Origin of the sequence: Streptomyces sp. NPDC001137 (genome assembly GCF_040298885.1) — a bacterium.
Lineage (GTDB): Bacteria > Actinomycetota > Actinomycetes > Streptomycetales > Streptomycetaceae > Streptomyces.
This window is the reverse complement of the sequence record NZ_JBEPBA010000001.1, coordinates 386,399-410,512: the sequence shown is the minus strand read 5'-3', so window position 1 is coordinate 410,512 and position 24,114 is coordinate 386,399. Positions and strand designations below refer to the sequence as shown.

General features: G+C 66.7%; 34 protein-coding genes and 1 pseudogene. 32 read left to right on the top strand and 3 right to left on the bottom strand.

Features of this window, described 5'->3' with window-relative positions; translation table 11 throughout:
• The 27 genes and pseudogenes from rplP (at position 1) to truA (ending at position 15,609) form a co-directional block, all read left to right on the top strand.
• Positions 1-420, top strand: a complete 420-nt coding sequence (gene rplP, locus ABT254_RS01935) for a 50S ribosomal protein L16 (protein WP_009327094.1) — start codon at positions 1-3, stop codon at positions 418-420.
• Positions 420-644: a 50S ribosomal protein L29 gene (rpmC, locus tag ABT254_RS01930; protein ID WP_030930505.1), complete on the top strand. Its 225-nt coding sequence runs from the start codon at positions 420-422 to the stop codon at positions 642-644. Before rplP ends, rpmC begins: the two co-directional genes overlap by 1 nt.
• Positions 644-934, top strand: coding sequence for a 30S ribosomal protein S17 (gene rpsQ, locus ABT254_RS01925; RefSeq protein ID WP_099930779.1), 291 nt, complete (start codon positions 644-646; stop codon positions 932-934). The genes rpmC and rpsQ overlap by 1 nt, the downstream gene beginning before the upstream one ends.
• Before the next feature lie 268 nt (positions 935-1,202).
• Positions 1,203-1,571 (top strand): 50S ribosomal protein L14, encoded by a 369-nt coding sequence (gene rplN, locus ABT254_RS01920; RefSeq protein ID WP_003998823.1) that lies wholly within the window; start codon positions 1,203-1,205, stop codon positions 1,569-1,571.
• Positions 1,572-1,573: 2 nt separating this feature from the next.
• Complete coding sequence (gene rplX / locus ABT254_RS01915; RefSeq protein WP_031477830.1) at positions 1,574-1,897, top strand: 50S ribosomal protein L24; 324 nt, start codon at positions 1,574-1,576, stop codon at positions 1,895-1,897.
• Positions 1,897-2,454, top strand: coding sequence for a 50S ribosomal protein L5 (gene rplE / locus ABT254_RS01910; protein ID WP_007494758.1), 558 nt, complete (start codon positions 1,897-1,899; stop codon positions 2,452-2,454). The genes rplX and rplE overlap by 1 nt, the downstream gene beginning before the upstream one ends.
• A 5-nt stretch (positions 2,455-2,459) precedes the next feature.
• Positions 2,460-2,645, top strand: coding sequence for a type Z 30S ribosomal protein S14 (locus ABT254_RS01905; RefSeq protein ID WP_003948630.1), 186 nt, complete (start codon positions 2,460-2,462; stop codon positions 2,643-2,645).
• Between the two features lie 212 nt (positions 2,646-2,857).
• Positions 2,858-3,256: a 30S ribosomal protein S8 gene (gene rpsH, locus ABT254_RS01900; RefSeq protein ID WP_030930492.1), complete on the top strand. Its 399-nt coding sequence runs from the start codon at positions 2,858-2,860 to the stop codon at positions 3,254-3,256.
• 25 nt (positions 3,257-3,281) lie between these two features.
• A complete protein-coding gene (gene rplF, locus ABT254_RS01895; protein ID WP_351462481.1) occupies positions 3,282-3,821 on the top strand; it encodes a 50S ribosomal protein L6 in 540 nt (179 codons plus the stop codon).
• 3 nt (positions 3,822-3,824) lie between these two features.
• Positions 3,825-4,208, top strand: coding sequence for a 50S ribosomal protein L18 (rplR, locus tag ABT254_RS01890; protein WP_007494754.1), 384 nt, complete (start codon positions 3,825-3,827; stop codon positions 4,206-4,208).
• 36 nt (positions 4,209-4,244) lie between these two features.
• Positions 4,245-4,850, top strand: coding sequence for a 30S ribosomal protein S5 (gene rpsE / locus ABT254_RS01885; RefSeq protein WP_009190144.1), 606 nt, complete (start codon positions 4,245-4,247; stop codon positions 4,848-4,850).
• A 2-nt stretch (positions 4,851-4,852) separates the two neighbouring features.
• The gene (rpmD, locus tag ABT254_RS01880) at positions 4,853-5,035 is read left to right on the top strand and encodes a 50S ribosomal protein L30 (RefSeq protein ID WP_003974250.1); all 183 of its coding nucleotides are present in this window, start codon (positions 4,853-4,855) and stop codon (positions 5,033-5,035) included.
• A 2-nt stretch (positions 5,036-5,037) separates the two neighbouring features.
• Positions 5,038-5,493, top strand: coding sequence for a 50S ribosomal protein L15 (gene rplO, locus ABT254_RS01875; protein ID WP_003974249.1), 456 nt, complete (start codon positions 5,038-5,040; stop codon positions 5,491-5,493).
• A gap of 187 nt (positions 5,494-5,680) precedes the next feature.
• Entirely contained in the window at positions 5,681-6,994 is a 1,314-nt protein-coding gene (gene secY, locus ABT254_RS01870; protein WP_351462480.1) for a preprotein translocase subunit SecY, read from the top strand.
• Positions 6,994-7,650, top strand: coding sequence for an adenylate kinase (locus ABT254_RS01865; RefSeq protein WP_351462479.1), 657 nt, complete (start codon positions 6,994-6,996; stop codon positions 7,648-7,650). The genes secY and ABT254_RS01865 overlap by 1 nt, the downstream gene beginning before the upstream one ends.
• Before the next feature lie 105 nt (positions 7,651-7,755).
• Positions 7,756-7,917, top strand: coding sequence for a hypothetical protein (locus tag ABT254_RS01860; RefSeq protein ID WP_351462478.1), 162 nt, complete (start codon positions 7,756-7,758; stop codon positions 7,915-7,917).
• A 78-nt stretch (positions 7,918-7,995) separates the two neighbouring features.
• Positions 7,996-8,239 (top strand): annotated as a pseudogene (locus ABT254_RS46475) (IS701 family transposase); the annotation flags it as partial.
• A gap of 259 nt (positions 8,240-8,498) precedes the next feature.
• Positions 8,499-9,707 (top strand): WD40 repeat domain-containing protein, encoded by a 1,209-nt coding sequence (locus tag ABT254_RS01855; RefSeq protein WP_351462477.1) that lies wholly within the window; start codon positions 8,499-8,501, stop codon positions 9,705-9,707.
• Positions 9,708-10,098: 391 nt separating this feature from the next.
• A complete protein-coding gene (locus tag ABT254_RS01850) occupies positions 10,099-10,347 on the top strand; it encodes a hypothetical protein (protein ID WP_351462476.1) in 249 nt (82 codons plus the stop codon).
• A gap of 145 nt (positions 10,348-10,492) precedes the next feature.
• The gene (map, locus tag ABT254_RS01845; protein ID WP_351462475.1) at positions 10,493-11,329 is read left to right on the top strand and encodes a type I methionyl aminopeptidase; all 837 of its coding nucleotides are present in this window, start codon (positions 10,493-10,495) and stop codon (positions 11,327-11,329) included.
• A gap of 162 nt (positions 11,330-11,491) precedes the next feature.
• Positions 11,492-11,713 carry a translation initiation factor IF-1 gene (gene infA / locus ABT254_RS01840; RefSeq protein WP_003948620.1) on the top strand — a complete coding sequence of 74 codons (222 nt, stop codon included), beginning with the start codon at positions 11,492-11,494 and terminating at the stop codon, positions 11,711-11,713.
• A 59-nt stretch (positions 11,714-11,772) separates the two neighbouring features.
• Positions 11,773-11,886 carry a 50S ribosomal protein L36 gene (gene rpmJ / locus ABT254_RS01835; RefSeq protein WP_003998809.1) on the top strand — a complete coding sequence of 38 codons (114 nt, stop codon included), beginning with the start codon at positions 11,773-11,775 and terminating at the stop codon, positions 11,884-11,886.
• 195 nt (positions 11,887-12,081) lie between these two features.
• Entirely contained in the window at positions 12,082-12,462 is a 381-nt protein-coding gene (gene rpsM / locus ABT254_RS01830) for a 30S ribosomal protein S13 (protein WP_020135802.1), read from the top strand.
• A 70-nt stretch (positions 12,463-12,532) separates the two neighbouring features.
• Complete coding sequence (gene rpsK, locus ABT254_RS01825; RefSeq protein ID WP_003956432.1) at positions 12,533-12,937, top strand: 30S ribosomal protein S11; 405 nt, start codon at positions 12,533-12,535, stop codon at positions 12,935-12,937.
• A gap of 119 nt (positions 12,938-13,056) precedes the next feature.
• Positions 13,057-14,079, top strand: coding sequence for a DNA-directed RNA polymerase subunit alpha (locus tag ABT254_RS01820; RefSeq protein ID WP_003966937.1), 1,023 nt, complete (start codon positions 13,057-13,059; stop codon positions 14,077-14,079).
• A gap of 96 nt (positions 14,080-14,175) precedes the next feature.
• Positions 14,176-14,685, top strand: a complete 510-nt coding sequence (gene rplQ / locus ABT254_RS01815) for a 50S ribosomal protein L17 (protein ID WP_351462474.1) — start codon at positions 14,176-14,178, stop codon at positions 14,683-14,685.
• 69 nt (positions 14,686-14,754) lie between these two features.
• Positions 14,755-15,609 carry a tRNA pseudouridine(38-40) synthase TruA gene (gene truA / locus ABT254_RS01810; RefSeq protein WP_351462473.1) on the top strand — a complete coding sequence of 285 codons (855 nt, stop codon included), beginning with the start codon at positions 14,755-14,757 and terminating at the stop codon, positions 15,607-15,609.
• Here truA and ABT254_RS01805 read toward each other — a convergent pair whose 3' ends face one another.
• Positions 15,610-16,512: a hypothetical protein gene (locus tag ABT254_RS01805; RefSeq protein ID WP_351462472.1), complete on the bottom strand. Its 903-nt coding sequence runs from the start codon at positions 16,510-16,512 to the stop codon at positions 15,610-15,612. It lies immediately after the preceding gene.
• A 339-nt stretch (positions 16,513-16,851) separates the two neighbouring features.
• Here ABT254_RS01805 and rplM point away from each other — a divergent pair, with 339 nt between their 5' ends.
• The 4 genes from rplM (at position 16,852) to ABT254_RS01785 (ending at position 20,033) form a co-directional block, all read left to right on the top strand.
• Complete coding sequence (rplM, locus tag ABT254_RS01800) at positions 16,852-17,295, top strand: 50S ribosomal protein L13 (protein ID WP_053846770.1); 444 nt, start codon at positions 16,852-16,854, stop codon at positions 17,293-17,295.
• A gap of 42 nt (positions 17,296-17,337) precedes the next feature.
• On the top strand, positions 17,338-17,859 hold the full coding sequence (gene rpsI / locus ABT254_RS01795; protein WP_115906438.1) for a 30S ribosomal protein S9: 522 nt from the start codon (positions 17,338-17,340) through the stop codon (positions 17,857-17,859).
• 165 nt (positions 17,860-18,024) lie between these two features.
• Complete coding sequence (gene glmM, locus ABT254_RS01790) at positions 18,025-19,383, top strand: phosphoglucosamine mutase (protein ID WP_351462471.1); 1,359 nt, start codon at positions 18,025-18,027, stop codon at positions 19,381-19,383.
• Positions 19,384-19,499: 116 nt separating this feature from the next.
• On the top strand, positions 19,500-20,033 hold the full coding sequence (locus ABT254_RS01785; RefSeq protein ID WP_351462470.1) for a hypothetical protein: 534 nt from the start codon (positions 19,500-19,502) through the stop codon (positions 20,031-20,033).
• Here ABT254_RS01785 and ABT254_RS01780 read toward each other — a convergent pair.
• On the bottom strand, positions 20,030-20,977 hold the full coding sequence (locus tag ABT254_RS01780) for a DUF389 domain-containing protein (RefSeq protein ID WP_351462469.1): 948 nt from the start codon (positions 20,975-20,977) through the stop codon (positions 20,030-20,032). The two genes, ABT254_RS01785 and ABT254_RS01780, sit on opposite strands and share 4 nt — an antisense overlap.
• 21 nt (positions 20,978-20,998) lie before the next feature.
• On the bottom strand, positions 20,999-21,967 hold the full coding sequence (coaA, locus tag ABT254_RS01775) for a type I pantothenate kinase (RefSeq protein ID WP_450749786.1): 969 nt from the start codon (positions 21,965-21,967) through the stop codon (positions 20,999-21,001).
• A 264-nt stretch (positions 21,968-22,231) separates the two neighbouring features.
• On the opposite strand from coaA, the gene glmS reads away from it, so the two are divergent.
• Positions 22,232-24,079 (top strand): glutamine--fructose-6-phosphate transaminase (isomerizing), encoded by a 1,848-nt coding sequence (glmS, locus tag ABT254_RS01770; RefSeq protein ID WP_351462467.1) that lies wholly within the window; start codon positions 22,232-22,234, stop codon positions 24,077-24,079.
• The last annotated feature ends 35 nt before the right edge of the window (positions 24,080-24,114 follow it).

The window sequence follows — 24,114 nt, the reverse complement described above, 5'->3', positions numbered from 1 at the left end:
ATGCTGATCCCCCGTAGGGTCAAGCACCGCAAGCAGCACCACCCGAAGCGCTCCGGCGCTGCCAAGGGCGGTACGCAGGTTGCGTTCGGCGAGTACGGCATTCAGGCGCTCACCCCGGCGTACGTGACGAACCGTCAGATCGAGGCCGCTCGTATCGCCATGACGCGTCACATCAAGCGTGGCGGCAAGGTCTGGATCAACATCTACCCGGACCGTCCCCTCACCAAGAAGCCTGCCGAGACCCGCATGGGTTCCGGTAAGGGTTCGCCGGAGTGGTGGATCGCCAACGTCAAGCCCGGACGCGTGATGTTCGAGCTGTCGTACCCCAACGAGAAGATTGCGCGTGAGGCCCTCACTCGTGCCGCTCACAAGCTGCCGATGAAGTGCCGGATCGTCAAGCGCGAGGCAGGTGAAGCGTGATGTCGGCCGGTACCAAGGCGTCCGAGCTGCGCGAGCTGGGCAACGAGGAGCTTCTGGCGAAGCTCCGCGAGTCCAAGGAAGAGCTGTTCAACCTCCGCTTCCAGGCGGCGACGGGTCAGCTCGAGAACCACGGCCGTCTGAAGGCGGTCCGCAAGGACATCGCGCGGATCTACACCCTGATGCGCGAGCGTGAGCTGGGCATCGAAACGGTGGAGAACGCCTGATGAGCGAGAGCAATGTGACTGAAGAGCAGACGACCGAGGCACGTGGCGCCCGCAAGACCCGTGAGGGTCTCGTCGTCAGCGACAAGATGGACAAGACCGTCGTCGTCGCTGTCGAGGACCGCGTGAAGCACGCGCTGTACGGCAAGGTCATCCGCCGTACGAACAAGCTCAAGGCGCACGACGAGCAGAACGCCGCGGGTGTCGGCGACCGTGTCCTCCTCGCGGAGACCCGGCCGCTGTCCGCGACGAAGCGCTGGCGCGTCGTCGAGATCCTCGAGAAGGCGAAGTAATAAGCGGGGGCTTCGCCCCCGCTGACCCCGCCGGGGCTTCGGCCCCGGCGCCCGCCGGGGGCATCGCCCCCCGACCCCTCGGGGCCGGGTGGGTGGCGCCCCGGCGCCGGCCCCGTGCCGGCGCGGGAGTCCGCCTCCGGCGACAGGGTTTCCGCCTCAAGAGGCGCAAGTAATTCCTGCGGGGCAAATCCGCAGGACGGTTCCGCCAGGCTCGCAGGCCCGCCCCGAAGGGGCCCTGCGGGAACCGGCAGACAAACAGGAGATAGACGTGATCCAGCAGGAGTCGCGACTGCGTGTCGCCGACAACACTGGTGCGAAGGAAATCCTTTGCATCCGTGTGCTCGGTGGCTCCGGTCGCCGCTACGCGGGCATCGGTGACGTCATCGTCGCCACCGTCAAGGACGCGATCCCCGGTGGCAACGTGAAGAAGGGTGACGTCGTCAAGGCGGTCATCGTTCGCACCGTCAAGGAGCGCCGCCGTCCGGACGGCTCGTACATCCGCTTCGACGAGAACGCCGCCGTCATTCTGAAGAACGACGGTGACCCTCGCGGCACCCGCATCTTCGGCCCGGTCGGGCGTGAGCTGCGCGAGAAGAAGTTCATGAAGATCATCTCGCTGGCTCCGGAGGTGCTGTAAGCATGAAGATCAAGAAGGGCGACCTGGTCCAGGTCATCACCGGCAAGGACAAGGGCAAGCAGGGCAAGGTCATTGCCGCTTACCCGCGCGAGGAGCGCGTCCTGGTCGAGGGTGTCAACCGGGTCAAGAAGCACACCAAGGCCGGTCCGACCGCTCGCGGTTCGCAGGCCGGCGGCATCGTCACGACCGAGGCGCCGATCCACGTCTCCAACGTCCAGCTGGTCGTTGAGAAGGACGGCAACAAGGTCGTCACGCGTGTCGGTTACCGCTTCGACGACGAGGGCAACAAGATCCGCGTTGCCAAGCGGACGGGTGAGGACATCTGATGGCTACCACCACCACTCCGCGTCTCAAGACGAAGTACCGCGAGGAGATCGCGGGCAAGCTGCGTGACGAGTTCAAGTACGAGAACGTCATGCAGATCCCCGGCCTCGTCAAGATCGTGGTCAACATGGGTGTGGGCGACGCCGCCCGCGACTCCAAGCTGATCGAGGGCGCCATCCGCGACCTCACCACGATCACCGGTCAGAAGCCGGCCGTCACCAAGGCCCGCAAGTCCATCGCGCAGTTCAAGCTGCGTGAGGGTCAGCCGATCGGTGCCCACGTCACGCTCCGTGGCGACCGCATGTGGGAGTTCCTGGACCGCACCCTGTCGCTCGCGCTTCCGCGCATCCGCGACTTCCGTGGTCTGTCCCCCAAGCAGTTCGACGGCCGTGGCAACTACACCTTCGGTCTCACCGAGCAGGTCATGTTCCACGAGATCGACCAGGACAAGATCGACCGCGTCCGGGGTATGGACATCACCGTGGTGACCACGGCGACCAACGACGCTGAGGGCCGTGCGCTCCTTCGTCACCTCGGCTTCCCCTTCAAGGAGGCGTGAGCGAGATGGCGAAGAAGGCTCTGATCGCGAAGGCTGCTCGCAAGCCCAAGTTCGGCGTGCGTGGTTACACGCGCTGCCAGCGCTGCGGCCGTCCCCACTCCGTGTACCGCAAGTTCGGCCTGTGCCGCGTGTGCCTTCGTGAGATGGCTCACCGTGGCGAGCTGCCGGGCGTGACCAAGAGCTCCTGGTAATCCCCCCTTTAGGGATTCCCGAAGCTCTCGGTAAGCAATGGGCGTGTCAGGCGCCCTCCCTTCCATGGCTTAGGCTTGGAGGGTTGGGCGTCTGACGACTGCCCGTACGACTTACTACGCCGTAGGTCCACCGCACCGCACCCGCCTCGTCTCGGATCGAGGAGAGGGATGGGCACCTGGAAACCCCGGCGAGAGAGGCCGAAGGCCAATTCATGACCATGACTGATCCGATCGCAGACATGCTTACGCGTCTGCGGAACGCGAACTCGGCATACCACGACTCCGTGTCGATGCCGGCATCGAAGATCAAGTCGCACATCGCGGAGATCCTCCAGCAGGAGGGCTTCATCACGGGCTGGAAGGTCGAGGACGCCGAGGTCGGCAAGAACCTCGTTCTCGAGCTGAAGTTCGGCCCGAACCGTGAGCGCTCCATCGCGGGCATCAAGCGGATCTCCAAGCCCGGTCTCCGGGTGTACGCGAAGTCCACCAACCTGCCGAAGGTGCTCGGCGGCCTCGGCGTGGCGATCATCTCCACGTCCCACGGGCTCCTCACCGACAAGCAGGCCGGCAAGAAGGGCGTAGGCGGAGAAGTCCTCGCCTACGTCTGGTAGCGGAAAGGAATCGGAGGAAACAGCTATGTCGCGTATTGGCAAGCTCCCCATCACGGTTCCCGCCGGCGTGGACGTCACCATCGACGGCCAGACGGTCTCGGTCAAGGGCCCCAAGGGCTCGCTGACCCACACCGTCGCGGCGCCGATCGAGATCGCCAAGGGTGAGGACGGCGTCCTGAACGTCACCCGCCCCAACGACGAGCGTCAGAGCAAGGCCCTGCACGGCCTGTCCCGCACGCTGGTGGCGAACATGATCACCGGCGTGACCCAGGGTTACGTGAAGAAGCTCGAGATCAGCGGTGTCGGTTACCGCGTGACCGCCAAGGGTTCGAACCTGGAGTTCGCTCTCGGCTACAGCCACCCGATCACCGTCGAGGCCCCCGAGGGCATCACCTTCAAGGTGGAGGCCCCCACCCGGTTCTCGGTCGAGGGCATCGACAAGCAGAAGGTCGGCGAGGTTGCGGCCAACATCCGCAAGCTGCGCAAGCCCGACCCGTACAAGGCCAAGGGCGTCAAGTACGAGGGCGAAGTCATCCGCCGCAAGGTCGGAAAGGCGGGTAAGTAAGCCATGGCATACGGACAGAAGATCCTCAAGGGCGACGCCTACAAGCGCGCCGCGATCAAGCGCCGCCACATCCGGATCCGTAAGCACATCAACGGAACGGCGGAGCGTCCGCGTCTGGTCGTTACCCGCTCGAACCGCCACATCGTGGCCCAGGTGATCGACGACATCAAGGGTCACACCCTTGCGTCGGCGTCCACCCTGGACACCTCGATCCGCGGTGGCGAGGGCGACAAGTCCGCGCAGGCCAAGCAGGTCGGCGCCCTGGTCGCCGAGCGCGCCAAGGCCGCCGGTGTCGAGGCCGTCGTATTCGACCGTGGTGGCAACCAGTACGCCGGGCGCATCGCCGCCCTGGCGGACGCCGCCCGCGAAGCCGGGCTCAAGTTCTGAGCCGCTCGTAGCTAGCGGAAAGAGAGAGGTAATCCAATGGCTGGACCCCAGCGCCGCGGTGGCGGTGCCGGTGGCGGCGAGCGGCGGGACCGTAAGGGTCGTGACGGTGGCGCAGCCGCCGCCGAGAAGACTGCTTACGTTGAGCGCGTCGTCGCGATCAACCGCGTCGCCAAGGTTGTGAAGGGTGGTCGTCGCTTCAGCTTCACCGCGCTGGTCGTGGTGGGCGACGGTGACGGCACCGTGGGTGTCGGTTACGGCAAGGCCAAGGAGGTGCCGGCCGCCATCGCCAAGGGTGTTGAGGAGGCCAAGAAGCACTTCTTCAAGGTCCCCCGTATCCAGGGCACCATCCCGCACCCGATCCAGGGTGAGAAGGCTGCCGGCGTCGTGCTGCTCAAGCCCGCGTCCCCCGGTACCGGTGTTATCGCCGGTGGCCCGGTGCGTGCCGTGCTCGAGTGCGCCGGTATCCACGACGTGCTGTCGAAGTCGCTCGGCTCCGACAACGCGATCAACATCGTGCACGCGACCGTGGAGGCCCTGAAGGGTCTGCAGCGTCCCGAGGAGATCGCGGCCCGCCGTGGTCTGCCCCTCGAGGACGTCGCTCCCGCGGCTCTGCTGCGTGCGCGTGCCGGGGCGGGTGCGTAATCATGGCGCAGCTCAAGATCACGCAGGTCAAGTCCTACATCGGCAGCAAGCAGAACCACCGTGACACCCTGCGCTCCCTTGGTCTCAAGGGCATCAACACGCAGGTCGTCAAGGAGGACCGCCCCGAGTTCCGCGGCATGGTGCACACCGTCCGCCACCTCGTGACGGTCGAGGAGGTCGACTGATCATGGCGGAGAACAACCCGCTCAAGATCCACAACCTCCGTCCCGCCCCGGGCGCCAAGACCGCCAAGACCCGTGTCGGTCGTGGTGAGGCGTCGAAGGGTAAGACGGCCGGTCGTGGTACCAAGGGCACGAAGGCCCGCTACCAGGTTCCGGAGCGCTTCGAGGGTGGGCAGATGCCCCTCCACATGCGTCTCCCGAAGCTGAAGGGCTTCAAGAACCCGTTCAAGACCGAGTTCCAGGTCGTGAACCTCGACAAGCTGGCCGCGCTCTACCCCGAGGGTGGCGAGGTCACCGTCGAGGGTCTGGTGGCCAAGGGTGCCGTTCGCAAGAACAGCCTCGTCAAGGTCCTCGGCCAGGGCGAGATCTCCGTGGCGCTGCAGGTGACGGTCGACGCCGTCTCCGGCTCCGCCAAGGAGAAGATCACCGCTGCCGGCGGCACCGTCACCGAGCTCGTCTGAGCTTTTCGGACGTCTCGATGACGTAAGCAGTCCCGACCGGGGATACCTCACAGTGGGGTATCCCCGGTCGGTCGTTCCAAGGGGAGCCGTGCCGCCGGTAAGGTAGCCTGCACTGTTCTTTTTTGTATCCGTCGAACCTCAAGACCGTCACCCTTGACGCAGTTGCGCGGGGGTCGCAGGAGGCACCGTGCTCACCGCGTTCGCCCGGGCGTTCAGGACGCCCGACCTGCGCAAGAAACTGCTCTTCACGCTCGGCATCATCGTGGTGTACCGGGTCGGTACGCACATCCCGATCCCGGGCGTCGACTACAAGAACGTCCAGACGTGCATGGATGTGGCCAGCTCGAACCGCGGCCTGTTCAGTCTGATCAACATGTTCAGCGGCGGCGCGCTGCTGCAGATCACGATCTTCGCGCTCGGCATCATGCCGTACATCACCGCGAGCATCATCCTGCAGCTGCTGACCGTGGTGATCCCGCGCCTCGAAGCCCTCAAGAAGGAGGGCCAGGCCGGCACCGCGAAGATCACGCAGTACACCCGGTACCTGACGGTGGCGCTGGCCATCCTCCAGGGCACGGGTCTGGTCGCCACCGCCCGCAGTGGTGCGCTGTTCTCCGGCTGCCCGGTGGCCAGCCAGATCGTCCCCGACCAGTCGATCTTCACCACCATCACCATGGTCGTCACCATGACCGCCGGTACCGGCGTCGTCATGTGGCTCGGTGAGCTCATCACCGACCGCGGCATCGGCAACGGCATGTCGATCCTGATGTTCATCTCGATCGCCGCGACCTTCCCGAGCGCGCTGTGGACGATCAAGCTGCAGGGCAAGCTGGCCGGCGGCTGGATCGAGTTCGGCACCGTGATCGCCGTGGGTCTGGTGATGGTCGGTCTGGTGGTCTTCGTCGAGCAGGCCCAGCGGCGGATCCCCGTGCAGTACGCGAAGCGCATGATCGGACGCAGGTCGTACGGCGGTACGTCCACGTACATCCCGCTGAAGGTCAACCAGGCGGGTGTCATCCCCGTGATCTTCGCCTCGTCGCTGCTCTACATCCCGAGCCTGATCGCCCAGTTCTCGGGCGGCAACTCCGGCTGGAAGACATGGGTCCAGAACAACCTGACCAAGGGTGACCACCCGATCTACATGGCCACCTACTTCCTGCTGATCGTTTTCTTCGCGTTCTTCTACGTGGCGATCTCCTTCAACCCCGAGGAAGTCGCCGACAACATGAAGAAGTATGGTGGCTTCATCCCGGGCATCCGGGCTGGCCGACCGACCGCTGAGTACCTGTCGTTCGTGCTCAACCGGATCACCTGGCCGGGTTCGCTGTATCTGGGTCTGATCGCTCTCGTCCCGACAATGGCGTTGGTTGGTTTCAAGGCAAACCAGAACTTCCCGTTCGGTGGTACCAGCATCCTGATCATCGTGGGTGTGGGGCTCGAGACGGTGAAGCAAATCGAGAGCCAGCTCCAGCAGCGCAATTACGAAGGGTTCCTCCGCTGATGCGAATCGTCCTCGTCGGGCCGCCGGGTGCAGGAAAGGGCACGCAGGCCACTCGCCTTGCCGACAAGCTGCGCGTTCCGCACATCTCCACGGGCGACCTGTTCCGCGCCAACATCAGCCAGCAGACGGAGCTCGGGAAACTCGCGAAGTCCTACATGGACGCCGGCAACCTCGTCCCCGACGAGGTCACCATCGCGATGGCCAAGGACCGCATGGAGCAGCCCGACGCGGAGAACGGCTTCCTGCTCGACGGTTTCCCGCGCAACGTCTCGCAGGCCGAGGCGCTGGACGAGCTGCTCAAGACCGAGGGCATCAAGCTGGACGCGGTACTTGACCTCGAGGTCCCCGAGGAAGAGGTCGTCAAGCGGATCGCCGGTCGGCGCATCTGCCGCAACGACTCGGCGCACGTGTTCCACGTGACATACAGCCCGCCGAAGAAGGAAGGCGTCTGTGACGTCTGCGGCGGCGAGCTCTACCAGCGTGACGACGACTCCGAGGAGACGGTCCGCAAGCGGCTGGAGGTCTACCACACCCAGACTGAGCCGATCATCGACTACTACAAGGCCCAGGGCCTGGTGGTCACGATCTCGGCGCTCGGCAAGGTGGAAGAAGTCACGGCTCGGGCTATGGAAGCGCTTAAGCGGGACGAGGACTAGAAGGCGCGTAAAGATCTTGGGTTCCGGCCCCGCCGCGTGAGCGGTGGGGCCGGACTGCTGTTGTGGTGAGGGGAACGGGCCGCCTGCGGGGCATGGCTCAGCGACATGGCGTCCGCCCCGTCCCTGCCGGCCTACTTCCGCTGCCGTCTGCCGTGTTCGGTCCGGCTCAACCGGGTGTTCGGGGCGGTGCGCGAGGTGGTGAAGGCCACCGGGGTCCTCAAGGGCAAGCAGCGGGGACCCCGACTGATCGCCGCCGTCGCGCGGTGATCCGCGAGGTCCCGGCGCCGACCAGATGGCGGCCGTGGTACCCAGGCGAAGGACGCAGGCTTCGGCTGGCACCTGGGCCCGGCCGACCAGCCGCACCACCCCATCAACGCCTCCCATGCCCTGGTCCGGCGGGCGGACGCCGACCGGCCTGGCGAGTGGACGCCGGCAGAGCGCCACTTCCGCGACGGGCACACCTGGTGGGCCACCGATGCCCGCCTGGCCGACTACGGCCCCGACTTCCCCTGCACGGCCTGGTCGTGCCACCACCGACCCGGCCGGCCTGCCGAGGAAGGCGACCTGGTACCTGGCCACCAACCTGCCCCGCTCGACCACCCGACTCCGCTCGGAGCCCCCGGCCCGCTCGTCTTCGGTAAGGGGTGCGAACCTCAAGGAAACCTCAATTTCCTTTGCCAGGTGATCACAGACGTATAAGATCGCTTTTAAGTTAGGCAGACCAGACCCCCAGTCGTTCCTTCACGGCCAAGTGCTGCTTCTCGTTGTCGACCTATGACCGAATCGGTGAATTTCAAGGTCGGTCACGAGGTTCTCAATCCAGTCTTCTTTCCTGTGGAGGTACGGACATGAAACCCGGACAATTGGTCCGCGAGGATCCCGAGCGGGCGGCGGAGGGAATGCGCCACAACAAAGGCGAATCGCCGTCTGGCGTGCGACGTCGGAAGGTCCGCCGTTTCGTGGTGGCCGGCATCTGTGCAGTGCTCGTCGGGGCGGGCGTCGCGGTGGCACTGGTCGCGGCCGACGGTGATGCGCAGAAGGGGGCTGTTAATGCTCCCGTGGGCCTGGTGACGCATCCGGACCAGTCGCCGCCGAGGGATTTCATAGCCGCAGGGAAAGTCGCCGTCTCGGCGTACTACACGGTGAAGGTGGAGAAGTGGGCGAACGGCGATGGAGCCCTTGCCTACAAGTGGAACCTCCTGAACTCAACCACCGACCGGTATAACGAAACTCACTGGGCCTGGCTCGATGTGGCGCCGGGGATGAAGACTGCGGCGGTCTTGGAGCGCGGGCTGCCGGTCAACCGCATCGGGCTGGTGGATCTTGCCACCGGCAAGGTGGAACGGTGGATAAAGACGGACCGAGGCGTTGGCGGTGTGCAGTTCTCGCCGGATGGCAAGCGTCTGGTGGCAACCACCTATGACGCCAATCCAGATGGGCTTTTCAAGGACGCGTCCTACCGGTTGAACGGCAAGGTGGTGCCGGGGCCGAAGCCGAGCCGTACGGGGTTTTATGTCATCGATGCCGCCTCTGGTCGGGCGGATTTCACTGCGCGCCCGCCCAGGAAGGATGACCACGGGTTCGTCGTCGGCGGCGGGCGCCAGGACCTCGGCTGGAGCCGTGACGGCACGCTGGTGTGGGAGCCCTGGGAGACCAAGGCGGGCAGGGTCTTCTACCGCGTGGACGGTGAAGAGGTGCCTGCCCCCAGGTCGGAGAAGGCACTGAGATCCCCGCGAGCGATCCTCTCCCCCGACGGGAAGCTGGTGACAGGCCAGTTCGCGGGCGACGGTGATCAGATCGTCTCCGAGGTGTTGGATGTCAGGACCGGGAAGCGCCACGCACTCGTGCCCGGTCAGCAGCTGCTGGCCTGGGCTGACGACGATTGGCTCATCGCCTTCAGGTGTGATCCCGAGCAATGTGAACCCGGTAAGGGTGAGTTCCGAAACCAACTCATTCTTTCCAGCCTGGACGGAAAAGACGTCATCCCCCTTTCCGGCTTCCGGAATTCTGACCTTCGCGACCCCAGTCGCTGGACTCCGATCCTCAGCAGTCGCTGACCTACTGAGCGAGACTCTGGCTACCGCGAGCTCTGGGTCTCGTCGCCTTCGGTGTCCGGATTCAGCGGCGCTGGAAATTTCCGTGCGCCTGACTGCTGCTCGTATTTTTGGTTCCCCTGCTTATCAAGAGTCGATTGACTGTGGACATTCAGAACCTTGGTCGGTAGGGTAAACCTAGATCATCGGAACCGCCCCAAAGCGGTTCTGCAGATTGGTTGGGCCGGTTTAAGGCCCATGAATAAGAGGGGTGGGAAATCGAATGACTAAGACCACGATGAGGCGTGTGGCAATGGCCGCCGCGGCCGCAGCCACAGTGGTTGGTTTTGCGAGTGGTCCGGCTGCAGCAGCGACTGGCGGCCAGATCGTCTACCTTCCGTCCAGCCGTGGCTTCATGGAGTACTGGGACGACGGCGATGAGTTCGAGGTCTGTGACACCAAGGCTGACGGCTACGGCGTCACCGGGAAACTGCGGACCGCCGTCGACGGCCGGATCCAGGAGGTCTTCACCATCGACGACGGTGGTGACAGCGGCTGTGACTGGAAGACCTACGACATCATCGGCCGCCAGGCGTACGACATGATCGTGAACTGGCACGGCAACAACGACTGGTACAACTCCGTGTACTTCTCCGAGTCCTGAGCACAGTGCTCTATCGAAGCCCCGGTCCGTGCGACCGGGGCTTCGTCGCGCTCGGTGTGCTACTTCCCGCCCAGTTCAATGCAGGCCAGTACGTACGCGTATCCTGAAGGGCCGTGATTCCAGTGGCCAGGAGGCGCAATCCATCGTGGTGGAACTCAAGACCCCCGAGCAGATCGCCAAGATGCGTGAGGCGGGGCTGGTCGTCGCCGCCATCCACGCGGCCACTCGTGAGGCCGCGGTGCCCGGGGCCACCACCAAGGACCTGGACCAGGTCGCGCGCAAGGTGCTCGCCGAGCACAACGCCAAGCCGAACTTCCTCGGCTACGGCGGCTTTCCGGCGACCATCTGCACCTCCGTCAACGAGGTCGTCGTCCACGGCATCCCGTCCGACGACGTCGTCCTGAAGGACGGCGACATCATCTCCATCGACTGCGGCGCGATCATCGACGGCTGGCACGGCGACGCCGCGTACACCGCCTTCGTCGGCTCCGGCCACGCCCCCGAGCTGATCGAGCTCTCCCGGGTCACGGAGGAGTCGATGTGGGCCGGCATCGCGGCGATGAAGCAGGGCAACCGGCTGGTGGACGTGTCGAGGGCCATCGAGACGTACATCCGCCGCCAGCCGAAGCCGGGCGGCGGCAAGTACGGGATCATCGAGGACTACGGCGGTCATGGCATCGGCACCGAGATGCACATGGATCCGCATCTGCTGAACTACGTCGAGAAGCGCCGCGGGAAGGGGCCGAAGCTGGTGCCCGGCTTCTGCCTCGCCATCGAGCCGATGGTGTCCCTCGGGACCCCGAAGACCGAGGTCCTCTCCGACGACTGGACCGTCATCACGATCGACGGTACGTGGTCGTCGCACTGGGAGCACTCGGTTGCCCTGACCGAGGCCGGTCCTCTGGTGCTCACGGCTCCCGACGGGGGCAAGGCGAAGCTGGCCGAGTACGGGGTCACCGCCGCGCCGGATCCGCTGGCATAGGTTGTACGCGGTCTGCGCTTAATGATCTCCTCGCTGGGGCATCCTTCCTCGATTCGTCTTTCCGAGTGCGCTGACGTAGACTGACTCGTCGGCTCTCGTGTACCCGCATGTCCTCATGCGCTGGCGGGAGTCGATCAAGGTAGTCGATTCGAAGGGCGAAGCGTGGCCAAGAAGCAAGGTGCCATCGAGATCGAGGGCACTGTCGTCGAGTCTCTTCCGAACGCCATGTTCAAGGTCGAGCTCCAGAACGGCCACCAGGTCCTGGCACACATCAGCGGCAAGATGCGTATGCACTACATCCGCATCCTCCCTGACGACCGGGTCGTGGTGGAGCTTTCTCCGTACGACCTGACGCGTGGCCGGATCGTCTACCGCTACAAGTAGATCTTGCCCGCATCCCGCTTCGGCGGGGTGGTGGCACTGACCCGGAGAACCTCAATCCCATGAAGGTCAAGCCGAGCGTCAAGAAGATCTGCGACAAGTGCAGGGTGATCCGCCGTCACGGTCGGGTCATGGTCATCTGCGAGAACCCGCGCCACAAGCAGCGCCAGGGCTGACGCACGATCGACCGATCCCTCTGCATCGATATCGCAGAGATTCGCGCGACGCGAGCTGAATATGTTCATACGCAGGACCCAAGCCGACACGGCTTGATACCCCCGGTTCGGAGGCCGGGGACTCGGTTCGTACCTAGTACGGCGGCCGGGAATCGGTTCTGTGGCAGACCTCCGAAGATCACCAGGAGCCATTAAGTGGCACGCGTTTCCGGTGTTGACATCCCGCGCGAAAAGCGCGTGGAGGTCGCCCTCACCTACGTGTTCGGCATCGGCCGGACCCTTTCGCAGCAGACGCTTGCGGAGACGGGCATCGACCCGAACACCCGTGTTCGTGACCTGAGCGAAGAGCAGCTCGTCGCGATCCGCGAGTACGTGGACAACAACATCAAGACCGAGGGTGACCTCCGTCGCGAGATCCAGGCCGACATCCGCCGCAAGGTCGAGATCGGCTGCTACCAGGGTCTCCGTCACCGTCGCGGTCTGCCTGTCCGCGGTCAGCGCACCAGCACCAACGCCCGTACCCGCAAGGGTCCGCGTCGCGCCATCGCCGGCAAGAAGAAGCCGGGCAAGAAGTAGTCCTCAGCGGACAACGCTTCATCAGCGGTCTTCGCTGTAGGACCGACCACCTCCCCGTAGGAGTTAGTAGATGCCCCCCAAGGGTCGTCAGGGCGCTGCCAAGAAGGTGCGCCGCAAGGAAAAGAAGAACGTCGCTCACGGCCACGCGCACATCAAGAGCACGTTCAACAACACGATCGTCTCGATCACGGACCCCTCGGGCAACGTGATCTCCTGGGCCTCCGCCGGCCACGTCGGCTTCAAGGGCTCGCGCAAGTCCACCCCCTTCGCCGCGCAGATGGCCGCCGAGTCGGCCGCCCGCCGCGCGCAGGAGCACGGCATGCGCAAGGTCGACGTCTTCGTGAAGGGTCCGGGTTCCGGTCGTGAGACCGCCATCCGTTCGCTTCAGGCGACCGGTCTCGAGGTCGGCTCCATCCAGGACGTCACGCCCACCCCGCACAACGGCTGCCGTCCGCCGAAGCGCCGCCGCGTCTGACGCACGGCTGCTTGGTCTGAGGTTTTCGGGCGGTATGGCTCTTCGGGGCCGTATCGCCCGTACCCTTGTCCCATATCAGGGCGTCAAATAGCGGGCGCCCCTGACAGAAGGAACGCAACATGCTGATCGCTCAGCGTCCCTCGTTGACCGAAGAGGTCGTCGACGAGTTCCGCTCCCGGTTCGTGATCGAGCCGCTGGAGCCGGGCTTCGGCTACACCCTCGGCAACTCCCTGCGTCGTACGCTCCTCTCCTCGATCCCGGGTGCGGCGGTCACGTCCATCCGCATCGACGGCGTTCTGCACGAGTTCACCACCGTGCCGGGCGTCAAGGAGGACGTCACCGACCTGATCCTCAACATCAAGCAGCTGGTCGTCTCCTCGGAGCACGACGAGCCGGTCGTGATGTACCTGCGCAAGCAGGGCCCGGGTCTCGTCACCGCCGCCGACATCGCGCCCCCGGCCGGTGTCGAGGTGCACAACCCCGACCTGGTCCTCGCCACGCTCAACGGCAAGGGCAAGCTGGAGATGGAGCTCACGGTCGAGCGTGGCCGCGGTTACGTCTCCGCCGTGCAGAACAAGCAGGTGGGCCAGGAGATCGGCCGTATCCCGGTCGACTCCATCTACTCGCCGGTGCTGAAGGTCACGTACAAGGTCGAGGCGACCCGTGTCGAGCAGCGCACCGACTTCGACAAGCTGATCGTCGACGTCGAGACCAAGCAGGCGATGCGTCCCCGTGACGCCATGGCCTCCGCCGGTAAGACCCTGGTCGAGCTGTTCGGTCTCGCCCGCGAGCTGAACATCGACGCCGAGGGCATCGACATGGGCCCGTCCCCCACGGACGCCGCCCTTGCCGCCGACCTGGCGCTGCCGATCGAGGAGCTGGAGCTCACCGTTCGGTCGTACAACTGCCTCAAGCGTGAGGGCATCCACTCCGTGGGTGAGCTCGTGGCGCGCTCCGAGGCCGACCTCCTGGACATCCGCAACTTCGGTGCGAAGTCCATCGACGAGGTCAAGGCGAAGCTGGCCGGCATGGGCCTGGCCCTGAAGGACAGCCCGCCCGGATTCGACCCCACGGCCGCCGCCGACGCCTTCGGCGCCGACGACGACGCGGACGCGGGTTTCGTGGAGACCGAGCAGTACTGATCAGTACTTGATCGGTCGTTGCCGGTGAGCATCCGCTCATCGGGTTCCTGACCCCGGTACCTGATACGGCCGGGGCAGACACACAGGAGAAGAACAATGCCGAAGCCCACCAAGGGTGCCCGTCTGGGCGGCAGCGCCGCGCACGAGAAGCTGCTCCTCGCGAACCTCGCGAAGGCGCTGTTCGAGCACGGCCGTATCACCACCACCGAGGCGAAGGCCCGCCGTCTGCGGCCGTACGCCGAGCGTCTGGTGACCAAGGCGAAGAAGGGCGACCTTCACAACCGCCGCCAGGTGCTGCAGGTCATCACGGACAAGAGCGTCGTCCACACGCTCTTCACCGAGATCGGCCCGCGCTACGAGAACCGTCCGGGTGGCTACACCCGCATCACCAAGATCGGTAACCGCCGTGGCGACAACGCGCCCATGGCTGTCATCGAGCTGGTCGAGGCGCTGACGGTTGCGCAGCAGGCGACGGGTGAGGCCGAGGCCGCCACCAAGCGTGCCGCCAAGGACGCCGAGGCCGCGGCTCCGGTCGCCGAGGAGACCAAGGTCGAGGAGACCGAGGCCACCGAGGCTGACGCCGCCGAGGAGTCGAAGGACGCGTAAGTGTTCTGCCGGCGGGCCCGTTCCTTTCCAGGGGCGGGCCCGCTTTGGTGTTCCTGAGAGGATCTCTGGGTGAGTGACGAAGTAGAGCCCGGTTACGTACGTGTCCGTCTGGATCTGTCCTACGACGGTTCCGAGTTCTCCGGGTGGGCCAAGCAGGCCGGTGGGCGGCGGACCGTGCAGGGGGAGATCGAGGATGCGTTGCGTACCGTCACGCGCTCTCGGGAGACCTACGAGCTGACCGTGGCCGGGCGGACCGATGCCGGGGTGCATGCGCGGGGGCAGGTGGCCCATGTGGATCTGCCGCGGGAGGTCTGGGGCGCGCACCACGACAAGCTGCTCAAGCGGCTTGCGGGGCGACTGCCCAGGGATGTGCGGGTGTGGGCCCTCAGGGAGGCACCCAGCGGCTTCAACGCCCGTTTCTCGGCGGTCTGGCGGCGCTACGCGTACCGGGTCACCGACAACCCGGGCGGGGTCGATCCGCTGCTGCGCAGTCATGTGCTGTGGCACGACTGGCCCCTCGACGTGGACGCCATGAACGAGGCCGCCGAGCGGCTGCTGGGGGAGCACGACTTCGCCGCCTACTGCAAGAAGCGGGAGGGCGCGACCACCATTCGTACGTTGCAGCAGCTGAGTCTGGTGCGCGGGGACGACGGGATCATCACCGCGACGGTGCGGGCCGACGCCTTCTGCCACAACATGGTGCGCTCACTGATCGGGGCGCTGCTGTTCGTGGGGGACGGGCACCGGGGGCCGGACTGGCCGGGCAAGGTGCTCGCGGCCGGCGTGCGGGACTCGGCCGTGCATGTCGTACGGCCGCACGGGCTGACCCTGGAGGAGGTCGGCTACCCGGCCGACGAGCTGCTCGCCGCGCGCAACAAGGAGGCGCGCAACAAGCGGACGCTGCCCGGGGCCGGGTGCTGTTAGTTACTGGTTCGCCGCCGCCGACGCCTGGGCCTGGCCGCGGGCGTGGATCTGGCGGAAGGTGTACAGCTGAAGGTCGTTGCCGGTCTTGAAGACCGCCGTGGACTGCTTCGTGACGTCCTTGCCGTTGGTGAAGCCGGCCGTGGCGAAGTAGGCGTAGCGGCCGTAGGAGTTGGCCGTCGTGAGGCAGGTGGCGGCGTTGCAGAAGGCCTTCACGCCGTTGCCCGGCAGGGCCGTGACGAAGGCCTTCTGGTGTGCCTTGGCCGCCGCGTTCGACTGGGTTCTGGCCTTGACCGCCTGGGCCTCGGTGTCGAAGACGGCGACGCCCACCGTCACCGCGACGCCGTCCCTGCTGTAGGTGGCACGCAGCAGGCGGGTGCAGCCGTTGCCCGTGAGGATCTTCGGGAGGCTGTCCTGGGCGGCCGAGGCGCAGTTCCTGGTGTCGGCCGTGGCGCCCCGCTTGTAGACGTTCGACTCCATGGTCAGCTGCGCGAGCGGGAAGAGGTTCTGCACGCTGAGCGGGGCAGTGTCCTTGGCCTTGCTGGCGATGAAGTCCTTCGGGTCCAGCGGGGGCGGGGCGCTGGTCGGGGCGAAGGAGGGCGCCGAGGCGCTGCCGCTCGGGATGGACCCGCCGGCGGGCAGGTTGGAGGGGTTGCCCGAGGCCTCGTTCTTGCCGTTCGCCGAGACGACGGCCATGGCGACGGCGGTGCCGATCGCGATCGTGGCGACCGCGCCGCCGCCGATGAACAGCAGCCGGCGCCTCTTGTTGCGCGTCTCGGAGGCTTCGGCGAGCGCTGCCCAGTCCGGGGTCTGGCCGTCGTCGCCGCCGCTGGTCCACGGCTGCTGGGAGTGCGGTTTCCAGGGGTCCCACTGGGACTGCGGTCCCCCCTGCTGCCCAAAGCTCATGGGGCGCATCTTAGACGGGAGGCGGAGGGTGCCGGTGTGCCTCCGGTGGAGCCGCCGGGGACCTTTCCGGCAGGGGGGAACATCTCGGTCTCCGTACCTTCTTCGAGGTGCGGCTGCGGCCTCGTTTTGACCCGTTCGGGGCTGCGCTAGTACCCTTGCGGTTTGTTATGCGTATCGGCTTGGTCGTTCTCACGAGAGAAGCCCTTACGTAGGTTCCCTGGAGCAGTTACCAGTGGGCGGCATACGGGCAGTGTTTCCCGGCTTCTGTCGTCCCCAGCTGCACGATCGCTTCAAGGATGCCTTGTGTCAGCACCCATCCCTGAAGAAGAAGGCTGAGAAGTGCGTACGTACAGCCCTAAGCCCGGCGATGTGACTCGCCAGTGGCACGTCATTGACGCTCAGGACGTCGTCCTGGGCCGTCTCGCCACGACCGCTGCGTCCCTCCTCCGGGGCAAGCACAAGCCGATCTACGCGCCCCACGTCGACACCGGTGACTTCGTCATCATCATCAACGCCGACAAGGTGCACCTCTCCGGCAACAAGCGGACCCAGAAGATGGCCTACCGCCACTCCGGCTACCCGGGTGGTCTGCGCTCCGTCCGTTACGACGAGCTGCTGGACAAGAACCCCGAGAAGGCCATCGAGAAGGCCGTCAAGGGCATGCTCCCCAAGAACACCCTGGGCCGTCAGATGCTCTCCAAGCTGAAGGTCTACTCGGGCGACCAGCACCCGCACGCTGCCCAGCAGCCGGTGCCGTTCGAGATCACCCAGGTCGCGCAGTAAGTCCGGCCACCCCCTAAGACTGAAGAGAATCTGAGGAGAATCGTGGCCGAGACCACCGTTGAGCAGCCGGTCGAAGAGACTGAGCTCGTCGACATCGACAGCTACACCACCGAGTCCGAGGTCCCCGTCGAGGGCGAGTACACCTCGGAGTCCCTCGCGTCCCGCTTCGGCGAGCCCCAGCCGGCCGCCGGCCTGGGCCGTCGCAAGAACGCCATCGCCCGCGTCCGGATCGTCCCGGGCACCGGCAAGTGGAAGATCAACGGTCGCACCCTCGAGGACTACTTCCCGAACAAGGTGCACCAGCAGGAAGTCAACGAGCCCTTCAAGGTGCTCGAGCTCGAGGGCCGTTACGACGTCATCGCCCGCATCGCGGGTGGCGGTGTCTCCGGTCAGGCCGGTGCGCTCCGTCTCGGTGTCGCCCGCGCGCTGAACGAGGCCGACGTCGACAACAACCGCGGCCCGCTCAAGAAGGCCGGCTTCCTCCGCCGCGACGACCGTGCGGTCGAGCGCAAGAAGGCCGGTCTGAAGAAGGCCCGCAAGGCCCCGCAGTACAGCAAGCGCTAAGCAGCTTCGCTGCCTGCTCGTACGTACGCCCCGGCGGCACGCCTCAGTGCTGTCGGGGCGTTCGTTTATCCCCGTCGGGGGCGTATAACGGCACAAGACCCTCAACGGCTTGTGTGATGGGCTGCCGGTACGCCTGCGACAACTGACGTTTCCTCAGGAGGACAAGTGGGACGACTCTTCGGCACGGACGGCGTGCGCGGCGTCGCCAACGCGGACCTGACGGCGGAGATGGCGCTCGGCCTCTCCGTTGCCGCGGCGCACGTACTGGCCGAGGCGGGCACCTTCGAGGGCCACCGGGCGACCGCGGTCGTCGGGCGGGACCCGCGTGCGTCCGGAGAGTTCCTGGAGGCCGCCGTGGTCGCCGGCCTCGCCAGCGCCGGTGTGGACGTCCTGCGTGTCGGCGTGCTGCCCACTCCTGCTGTGGCGTATCTCACGGGCGCGCTCGGCGCCGACCTGGGCGTCATGCTCTCCGCCAGCCACAACGCCATGCCGGACAACGGCATCAAGTTCTTCGCCCGCGGCGGCCACAAGCTGGCCGACGAGCTCGAGGACAAGATCGAGGCCGTGTACGAGTCCCACCGGCACGGTGAGCCCTGGGAGCGGCCGACCGGTGCGGGCGTCGGGCGGGTGCGGTCGTACGACGAGGGGTTCGACCAGTACGTCGCGCATCTGACCGGCGTGCTCCCGAACCGGCTCGACGGGCTGAAGATCGTCCTCGACGAGGCGCACGGTGCCGCGGCGGGGGTGTCGCCGGAGGCGTTCTCGCGGGCCGGCGCCGAGGTGATCACGATCGGCGCCGAGCCTGACGGGCTCAACATCAACGACGGCTGCGGGTCGACCCATCTGGGTCTGCTGAAGGCCGCGGTCGTCGAGCACGGGGCCGCGCTCGGCATCGCGCACGACGGGGACGCGGACCGGTGCCTCGCCGTGGACCACACCGGCGCGGAGGTCGACGGCGACCAGATCCTGGCCGTGCTGGCGCTGGCGATGCGGGAGCGGGGCGTACTGCGGGAGGACACCGTTGTCGCCACGGTCATGTCCAACCTCGGCTTCAAGCTGGCCCTTGAGCGGGAGGGGCTGCATCTCATCCAGACGGCGGTCGGGGACCGGTATGTGCTGGAGGAGATGAAGGAGCACGGGTACGCGCTCGGCGGCGAGCAGTCCGGGCATGTGATCATCCTCGATCACGCGACCACCGGTGACGGCACGCTGACCGGGCTGCTGCTGGCGGCCCGGGTCGCCGAGACCGGCCGTACGCTCAAGGACCTCGCGGGGGTCATGGAGCGGCTGCCGCAGGTGCTGATCAATGTGCCGGACGTGGACCGGGCGCGGGTGCGAACCTCCGCGGAGCTGGCGGCCGCGGTCGCCGAGGCCGAGCGGGAACTCGGGTCCACCGGGCGGGTGTTGCTGCGGCCTTCGGGGACGGAGCCGCTGGTGCGGGTGATGGTCGAGGCCGCGGACATCGACCAGGCCCGGGCCGTGGCCGGGCGGCTCGCCGATGTGGTGAAGTCGGCGCTGGGTTAGAGCCGACCCGCGTCACTCGAAGGTCGTAACATAATGTGCCGAATGGGTTACTGATTGTTTCACTGACGTCGAGGCCGCCTGTGCGTGGCGTCCCCGACGGAAGTGAGAGAGGCACCATGAAGACAATCAGCAGCACCCTGAAGCGAGCGGCGGTTCCGGCCCTGGTGGCGAGTCTCGCCGTCCCTGCCCTCGCCACCCCGGCCGCGGCCCAGACGCCCGGCTCCACCGCGTTCCGTCTCTTCGGCATGGTGATCCTCAGCGCGCGTTCAGGCGCGGCCAACCACGTCACCGCCAGTACCTCCACGGGCCGTGTGATCCTCACCGACTCGACGGGCATCGCGCTGGGGCCGGGCTGTGCCAGGTTGTCCGCCACCAGCGTCGACTGCGGCAGCGTCGCCGGCACCTCCCAGCTCTCGATCGGGCTGGGTGACCTGAGTGACAGCTTCGACGGGACGAGCGTGTCGCTGCGCACCCTCGTCGACGCCGGCACGGGCTCCGACACCGTGGCGACCGGCAGCGGCAACGACACGATCGGCGTGAGCGGTGACTCGCCCGCCGTCGACACGGTGAGCTGCGACGGTGGCACGGCCGACGTGGTGTTCGCCGACCCCGGCGACAGCGTCGCCGCGGACTGCGAATCGCGCTCCTAGACGCCGCCCGCCTTGGCGGTGCGTTCACGCTGCCTGGCCCAGAGCCACTTCTGGGCCAGGAGTGTGAGGGTGCCGGCGAGGACGATGCCGAGCAGGTTCAGCAGAAGCTGCTCGGTGGAGCCCCAGGCCTGTTTGTACTCGTTGTAGGCGAAGGCCACTGCCGCGTTGGCGGCGGCGGGGACCGTGGTCACCGAGATGGCCACGCCGACCAGGGCGCCCGATTTCGCCGAGGTGAGCGAGAGGGTGCCCGCCGCTCCAGCCAGCACCGCGACGACGAACGAGAAGGCGTCGGGGCGGTAGATGAAGTTGGTGTTGGGACGTTCGGCTTCCAGCCGGACCCTGGTGAACAGGTCGACGCCGTCCATGAAGTAGGTGAAGCCGACCGTCACCAGCATGGCGACGGCGAAGCCGACGAGCAGGGCGGTCAGCGAGCGCAGGGCGAGTCGCGGGTGGCGCTGCACCAGCGCCGTGCAGATGCCCGCCAGCGGGCCGAACTCCGGGCCCACCGCCATCGCGCCCACGATCAGGATCGCGTTGTCGAGGACCACACCGCAGGCCGCGATCATCGTGGCGAGCGTGAGGAAGGCGACGTAGGTGATGGAGAGCGTGGACTCCTCGTGCGTCGCGTCGGTGAGGTGCTCCCAGAGCACCGCGTCCGCGCCTTCGCCGGGTGCCTCCGCCTCGGCCTTGTCGGCCCGCTTGGACAGCGACAGGTCGATGTTCTCGACGGCTATGGATCCGGTCCGGTCGAGCTCCAACGCTCTGAGTTCGCCGATGAGTTCGTCGCCCGCCTCGCGTGCGACGTCGCACATGACGACATCGCCGACGGGGTTGCGGGCGGCTTTCGGCAGCACGACGAGATGCGTGGTGCCGACGGTCCTCTCGATCAGGCGGACCACGTCGTCGGTCCTGTCGGACGGCGTGATCAGGCGCAGGTGCAGCATGGTCCTTTTTAACAGGCGGGTCTACAGCTTGCGCAGGCGCAGGCGCTGCACCTTGTGGTCCGGGCCCTTGCGGACGACCAGGGTGGCCCGGCCGCGGGTCGGAGCGATGTTCTCCACCAGGTTGGGCTTGTTGATGGTGCGCCACTGGGTGCGGGCGTACTCGAGGGCCTCCTCCTCGGACACCTGTGTGTACTTGCGGAAGTACGAGTGCGGGTCCTGGAAGGCCGTCTGACGCAGTTTCTTGAACCGGTTGAGGTACCAGCGTTCGACGTCCTCGGGGCTGGCGTCGATGTACACGCTGAAGTCGAAGAAGTCGGCGAGACCGACGCGCGTACGGCCGTCCTTGCCGGGGAGCGCGGGCTGCAGGACGTTCAGGCCCTCGACGATCAGGATGTCCGGGCGGCGGACCGTGAGCCGCTGGTCGGGGACGATGTCGTAGATGAGGTGGGAGTAGACGGGGGCCGTCACCTCGTCCTTGCCCGCCTTGATGTCGGCGACGAAGCGGGTCAGGGCGCGGCGGTCGTAGGACTCGGGGAAACCCTTCCGCGACATGAGGCCACGGGCCTGGAGCTCCCTGGTGGGGAGCAGGAAGCCGTCGGTCGTGACGCGTTCGACGCGCGGGTGCTCGGGCCAGCGGGAGAGCAGGGCCTGCAGGAGGCGGGCGACGGTCGACTTGCCGCCGGCCACGGAGCCGGCGACTCCTATGACGAAGGGCGTGCCGGACTGGGAGCCCTGTTCGCCGAGGAAGGTGTTCAGGGCGCCTCTGAGGCCGTCGGTGGCCCCGACGTAGAGGTTGAGGAGACGGGACAGCGGCAGGTAGATGTCCCGCACCTCGTCGAGGTCGATGACATCACCGAGGCCACGCAGCTTCTCGACCTCCTCGGCGGTGAGGGGCAGCGGCGTCTTCTCGCGCAGCGCGCTCCACTCGGCTCGGGTGAGGTCGACGTAGGGAGTCGCCTCCGGCCTGGGCCGGTGGGCGCTCCGGGGCATCGAGGAGACCGGTGAGATCACAGTCCATTGTTAACGGAGTTTGAACGGGGTGGGGGGTGGGGTGCGTCACCCCGCCTTGATCAGGTGAGTTTCCTGGCACCGGCGGGGCCGACAAAGGCGGCGCCGCCGCCGCGGCAGGATCGCCGGGCGGTCCAGGGGCAGGACCACCGCGCGTGTCGGCTGGTCGCTGATCGCCGCCAGAAGTTCCGAATTCGGGCACGTGAGAGCCCTTTCTGGTGGCGATTCGGTCGTAGGCTGCCGCCCATGTGCGGAATCGTGGGATACGTGGGGTCGCAGTCGGCGCTCGATGTCGTGATGGCCGGGCTGAAGCGGCTGGAGTACCGGGGGTACGACTCGGCGGGGGTCGCCGTGCTCGCGGATGGCGGGCTGGCTGCCGCGAAGAAGGCCGGGAAGCTGGTGAACCTGGAGAAGGAGCTGGTGGACCGGCCGCTGCCGACGGGCTCGACCGGGATCGGGCATACGCGGTGGGCCACACACGGCGGGCCCACGGATCCGAATGCGCATCCGCATCTGGACAATGCCGGGCGGGTTGCCGTCGTGCACAACGGGATCATCGAGAACTTCGCCGTGCTGCGGGCCGAGTTGGAGGAGCGGGGGCACGACCTCGCCTCCGAGACGGACACCGAGGTGGTCGCGCATCTGCTCGCCGAGGAGTTCTCGGCCTGCGCGGATCTCGCCGAGGCGATGCGGCTGGTGTGCCGGCGGCTGGAAGGGGCGTTCACCCTGGTCGCGGTGCACGCCGATGAACCCGATGTGGTCGTCGGCGCGCGGCGGAACTCACCGCTCGTGGTGGGCGTGGGGGACGGCGAGGCGTTCCTGGCTTCCGATGTCGCCGCGTTCATCGACCACACCCGGTCGGCGGTCGAACTGGGGCAGGACCAGGTCGTCGAGCTGCGGCGTGACGGGGTGACGGTGACGGGGTTCGACGGCAGCCCGGCCGACGTGCGCTCGTACCACGTCGACTGGGACGCCTCCGCCGCGGAGAAGGGCGGCTACGACTACTTCATGCTCAAGGAGATCGCCGAGCAGCCCAAGGCGGTCGCCGACACGCTGCTGGGGCGCATCGACGCGGGGGGATCGCTGACGCTGGACGAGGTCCGGATCAGCGCCGCCGAACTGCGGGAAGTCGACAAGGTGGTGATCGTGGCCTGCGGTACGGCATTTCATGCCGGGCTCATCGCCAAGTACGCCATTGAGCACTGGACGCGGATTCCGTGCGAGGTGGAGCTCGCGAGTGAGTTCCGGTACCGGGATCCGATCCTCGGGGTGCGGTCTCTCGTCATCGCCATCTCGCAGTCCGGCGAGACCATGGACACGCTGATGGCGCTGCGGCATGCGCGGGAGCAGGGCTCCAAGGTGCTGGCCATCTGCAATACCAACGGGTCGACCATTCCTCGGGAATCGGATGCGGTGCTGTACACGCATGCGGGGCCGGAGGTGGCCGTCGCGTCCACCAAGGCGTTCTTGACGCAGCTTGTGGCCTGCTATCTGGTTGCTCTGTATCTGGGGCAGGTGCGCGGCACCAAGTGGGGTGACGAGATCGGGGCCGTGATTCGCGACCTGTCGCAGATCTCCGGTGAGGTCGAGCGGGTGCTGGAGACCATGGAGCCGGTACGGGAGCTTGCGCGGTCGCTCGCCGACAAGAACACGGTGCTGTTCCTGGGGCGGCACGTGGGGTATCCGGTCGCGCTGGAGGGGGCTCTGAAGTTGAAGGAGCTCGCCTACATGCATGCCGAGGGGTTTGCGGCGGGGGAGTTGAAGCACGGGCCGATCGCTTTGATCGAGCCCGATCTGCCGGTGGTCGTCGTCGTGCCGTCGCCTCGGGGACGGTCCGTCCTCCACGACAAGATCGTGTCCAACATCCAGGAGATCCGGGCGCGGGGGGCGCGGACGATCGTGATCGCGGAGGAGGGGGACGAGGCGGTCGTGCCGTACGCCGACCATCTCGTACGGATCCCTGCGACGCCGACGTTGTTGCAGCCGCTGGTGGCCACGGTGCCGTTGCAGGTCTTCGCGTGTGAACTCGCGACGGCTCGCGGCAACGAGGTGGATCAGCCGCGGAACCTTGCGAAGTCAGTGACGGTGGAGTGAGCCGGCTTCCGCACCGGCTCAGCGAGGGCGCGGCG

Bases quoted from the DNA above. Each gene is read 5' to 3' on its own strand.
- ABT254_RS01785 (WP_351462470.1), top strand. From the start codon at position 19,500: ATGAAGACAATCAGCAGCACCCTGAAGCGAGCGGCGGTTCCGGCCCTG.
- ABT254_RS01860 (WP_351462478.1), top strand. From the start codon at position 7,756: ATGGCGTCCGCCCCGTCCCTGCCGGCCTACTTCCGCTGCCGTCTGCCG.
- rplR (WP_007494754.1), top strand. From the start codon at position 3,825: ATGGCATACGGACAGAAGATCCTCAAGGGCGACGCCTACAAGCGCGCC.
- rpsK (WP_003956432.1), top strand. From the start codon at position 12,533: ATGCCCCCCAAGGGTCGTCAGGGCGCTGCCAAGAAGGTGCGCCGCAAG.
- rpsE (WP_009190144.1), top strand. From the start codon at position 4,245: ATGGCTGGACCCCAGCGCCGCGGTGGCGGTGCCGGTGGCGGCGAGCGG.
- coaA (WP_450749786.1), bottom strand. From the start codon at position 21,967: ATGCCCCGGAGCGCCCACCGGCCCAGGCCGGAGGCGACTCCCTACGTC.
- ABT254_RS01855 (WP_351462477.1), top strand. From the start codon at position 8,499: ATGAAACCCGGACAATTGGTCCGCGAGGATCCCGAGCGGGCGGCGGAG.
- rpsQ (WP_099930779.1), top strand. From the start codon at position 644: ATGAGCGAGAGCAATGTGACTGAAGAGCAGACGACCGAGGCACGTGGC.
- rplP (WP_009327094.1), top strand. From the start codon at position 1: ATGCTGATCCCCCGTAGGGTCAAGCACCGCAAGCAGCACCACCCGAAG.
- ABT254_RS01850 (WP_351462476.1), top strand. From the start codon at position 10,099: ATGGAGTACTGGGACGACGGCGATGAGTTCGAGGTCTGTGACACCAAG.
- ABT254_RS01805 (WP_351462472.1), bottom strand. From the start codon at position 16,512: ATGAGCTTTGGGCAGCAGGGGGGACCGCAGTCCCAGTGGGACCCCTGG.
- rplE (WP_007494758.1), top strand. From the start codon at position 1,897: ATGGCTACCACCACCACTCCGCGTCTCAAGACGAAGTACCGCGAGGAG.
- ABT254_RS01865 (WP_351462479.1), top strand. From the start codon at position 6,994: ATGCGAATCGTCCTCGTCGGGCCGCCGGGTGCAGGAAAGGGCACGCAG.
- rpsH (WP_030930492.1), top strand. From the start codon at position 2,858: ATGACCATGACTGATCCGATCGCAGACATGCTTACGCGTCTGCGGAAC.
- rplQ (WP_351462474.1), top strand. From the start codon at position 14,176: ATGCCGAAGCCCACCAAGGGTGCCCGTCTGGGCGGCAGCGCCGCGCAC.
- glmS (WP_351462467.1), top strand. From the start codon at position 22,232: ATGTGCGGAATCGTGGGATACGTGGGGTCGCAGTCGGCGCTCGATGTC.
- rpmC (WP_030930505.1), top strand. From the start codon at position 420: ATGTCGGCCGGTACCAAGGCGTCCGAGCTGCGCGAGCTGGGCAACGAG.
- rplF (WP_351462481.1), top strand. From the start codon at position 3,282: ATGTCGCGTATTGGCAAGCTCCCCATCACGGTTCCCGCCGGCGTGGAC.
- ABT254_RS01780 (WP_351462469.1), bottom strand. From the start codon at position 20,977: ATGCTGCACCTGCGCCTGATCACGCCGTCCGACAGGACCGACGACGTG.
- rpmJ (WP_003998809.1), top strand. From the start codon at position 11,773: ATGAAGGTCAAGCCGAGCGTCAAGAAGATCTGCGACAAGTGCAGGGTG.
- rplO (WP_003974249.1), top strand. From the start codon at position 5,038: ATGGCGGAGAACAACCCGCTCAAGATCCACAACCTCCGTCCCGCCCCG.
- rplX (WP_031477830.1), top strand. From the start codon at position 1,574: ATGAAGATCAAGAAGGGCGACCTGGTCCAGGTCATCACCGGCAAGGAC.
- rpmD (WP_003974250.1), top strand. From the start codon at position 4,853: ATGGCGCAGCTCAAGATCACGCAGGTCAAGTCCTACATCGGCAGCAAG.
- ABT254_RS01905 (WP_003948630.1), top strand. From the start codon at position 2,460: ATGGCGAAGAAGGCTCTGATCGCGAAGGCTGCTCGCAAGCCCAAGTTC.
- ABT254_RS01820 (WP_003966937.1), top strand. From the start codon at position 13,057: ATGCTGATCGCTCAGCGTCCCTCGTTGACCGAAGAGGTCGTCGACGAG.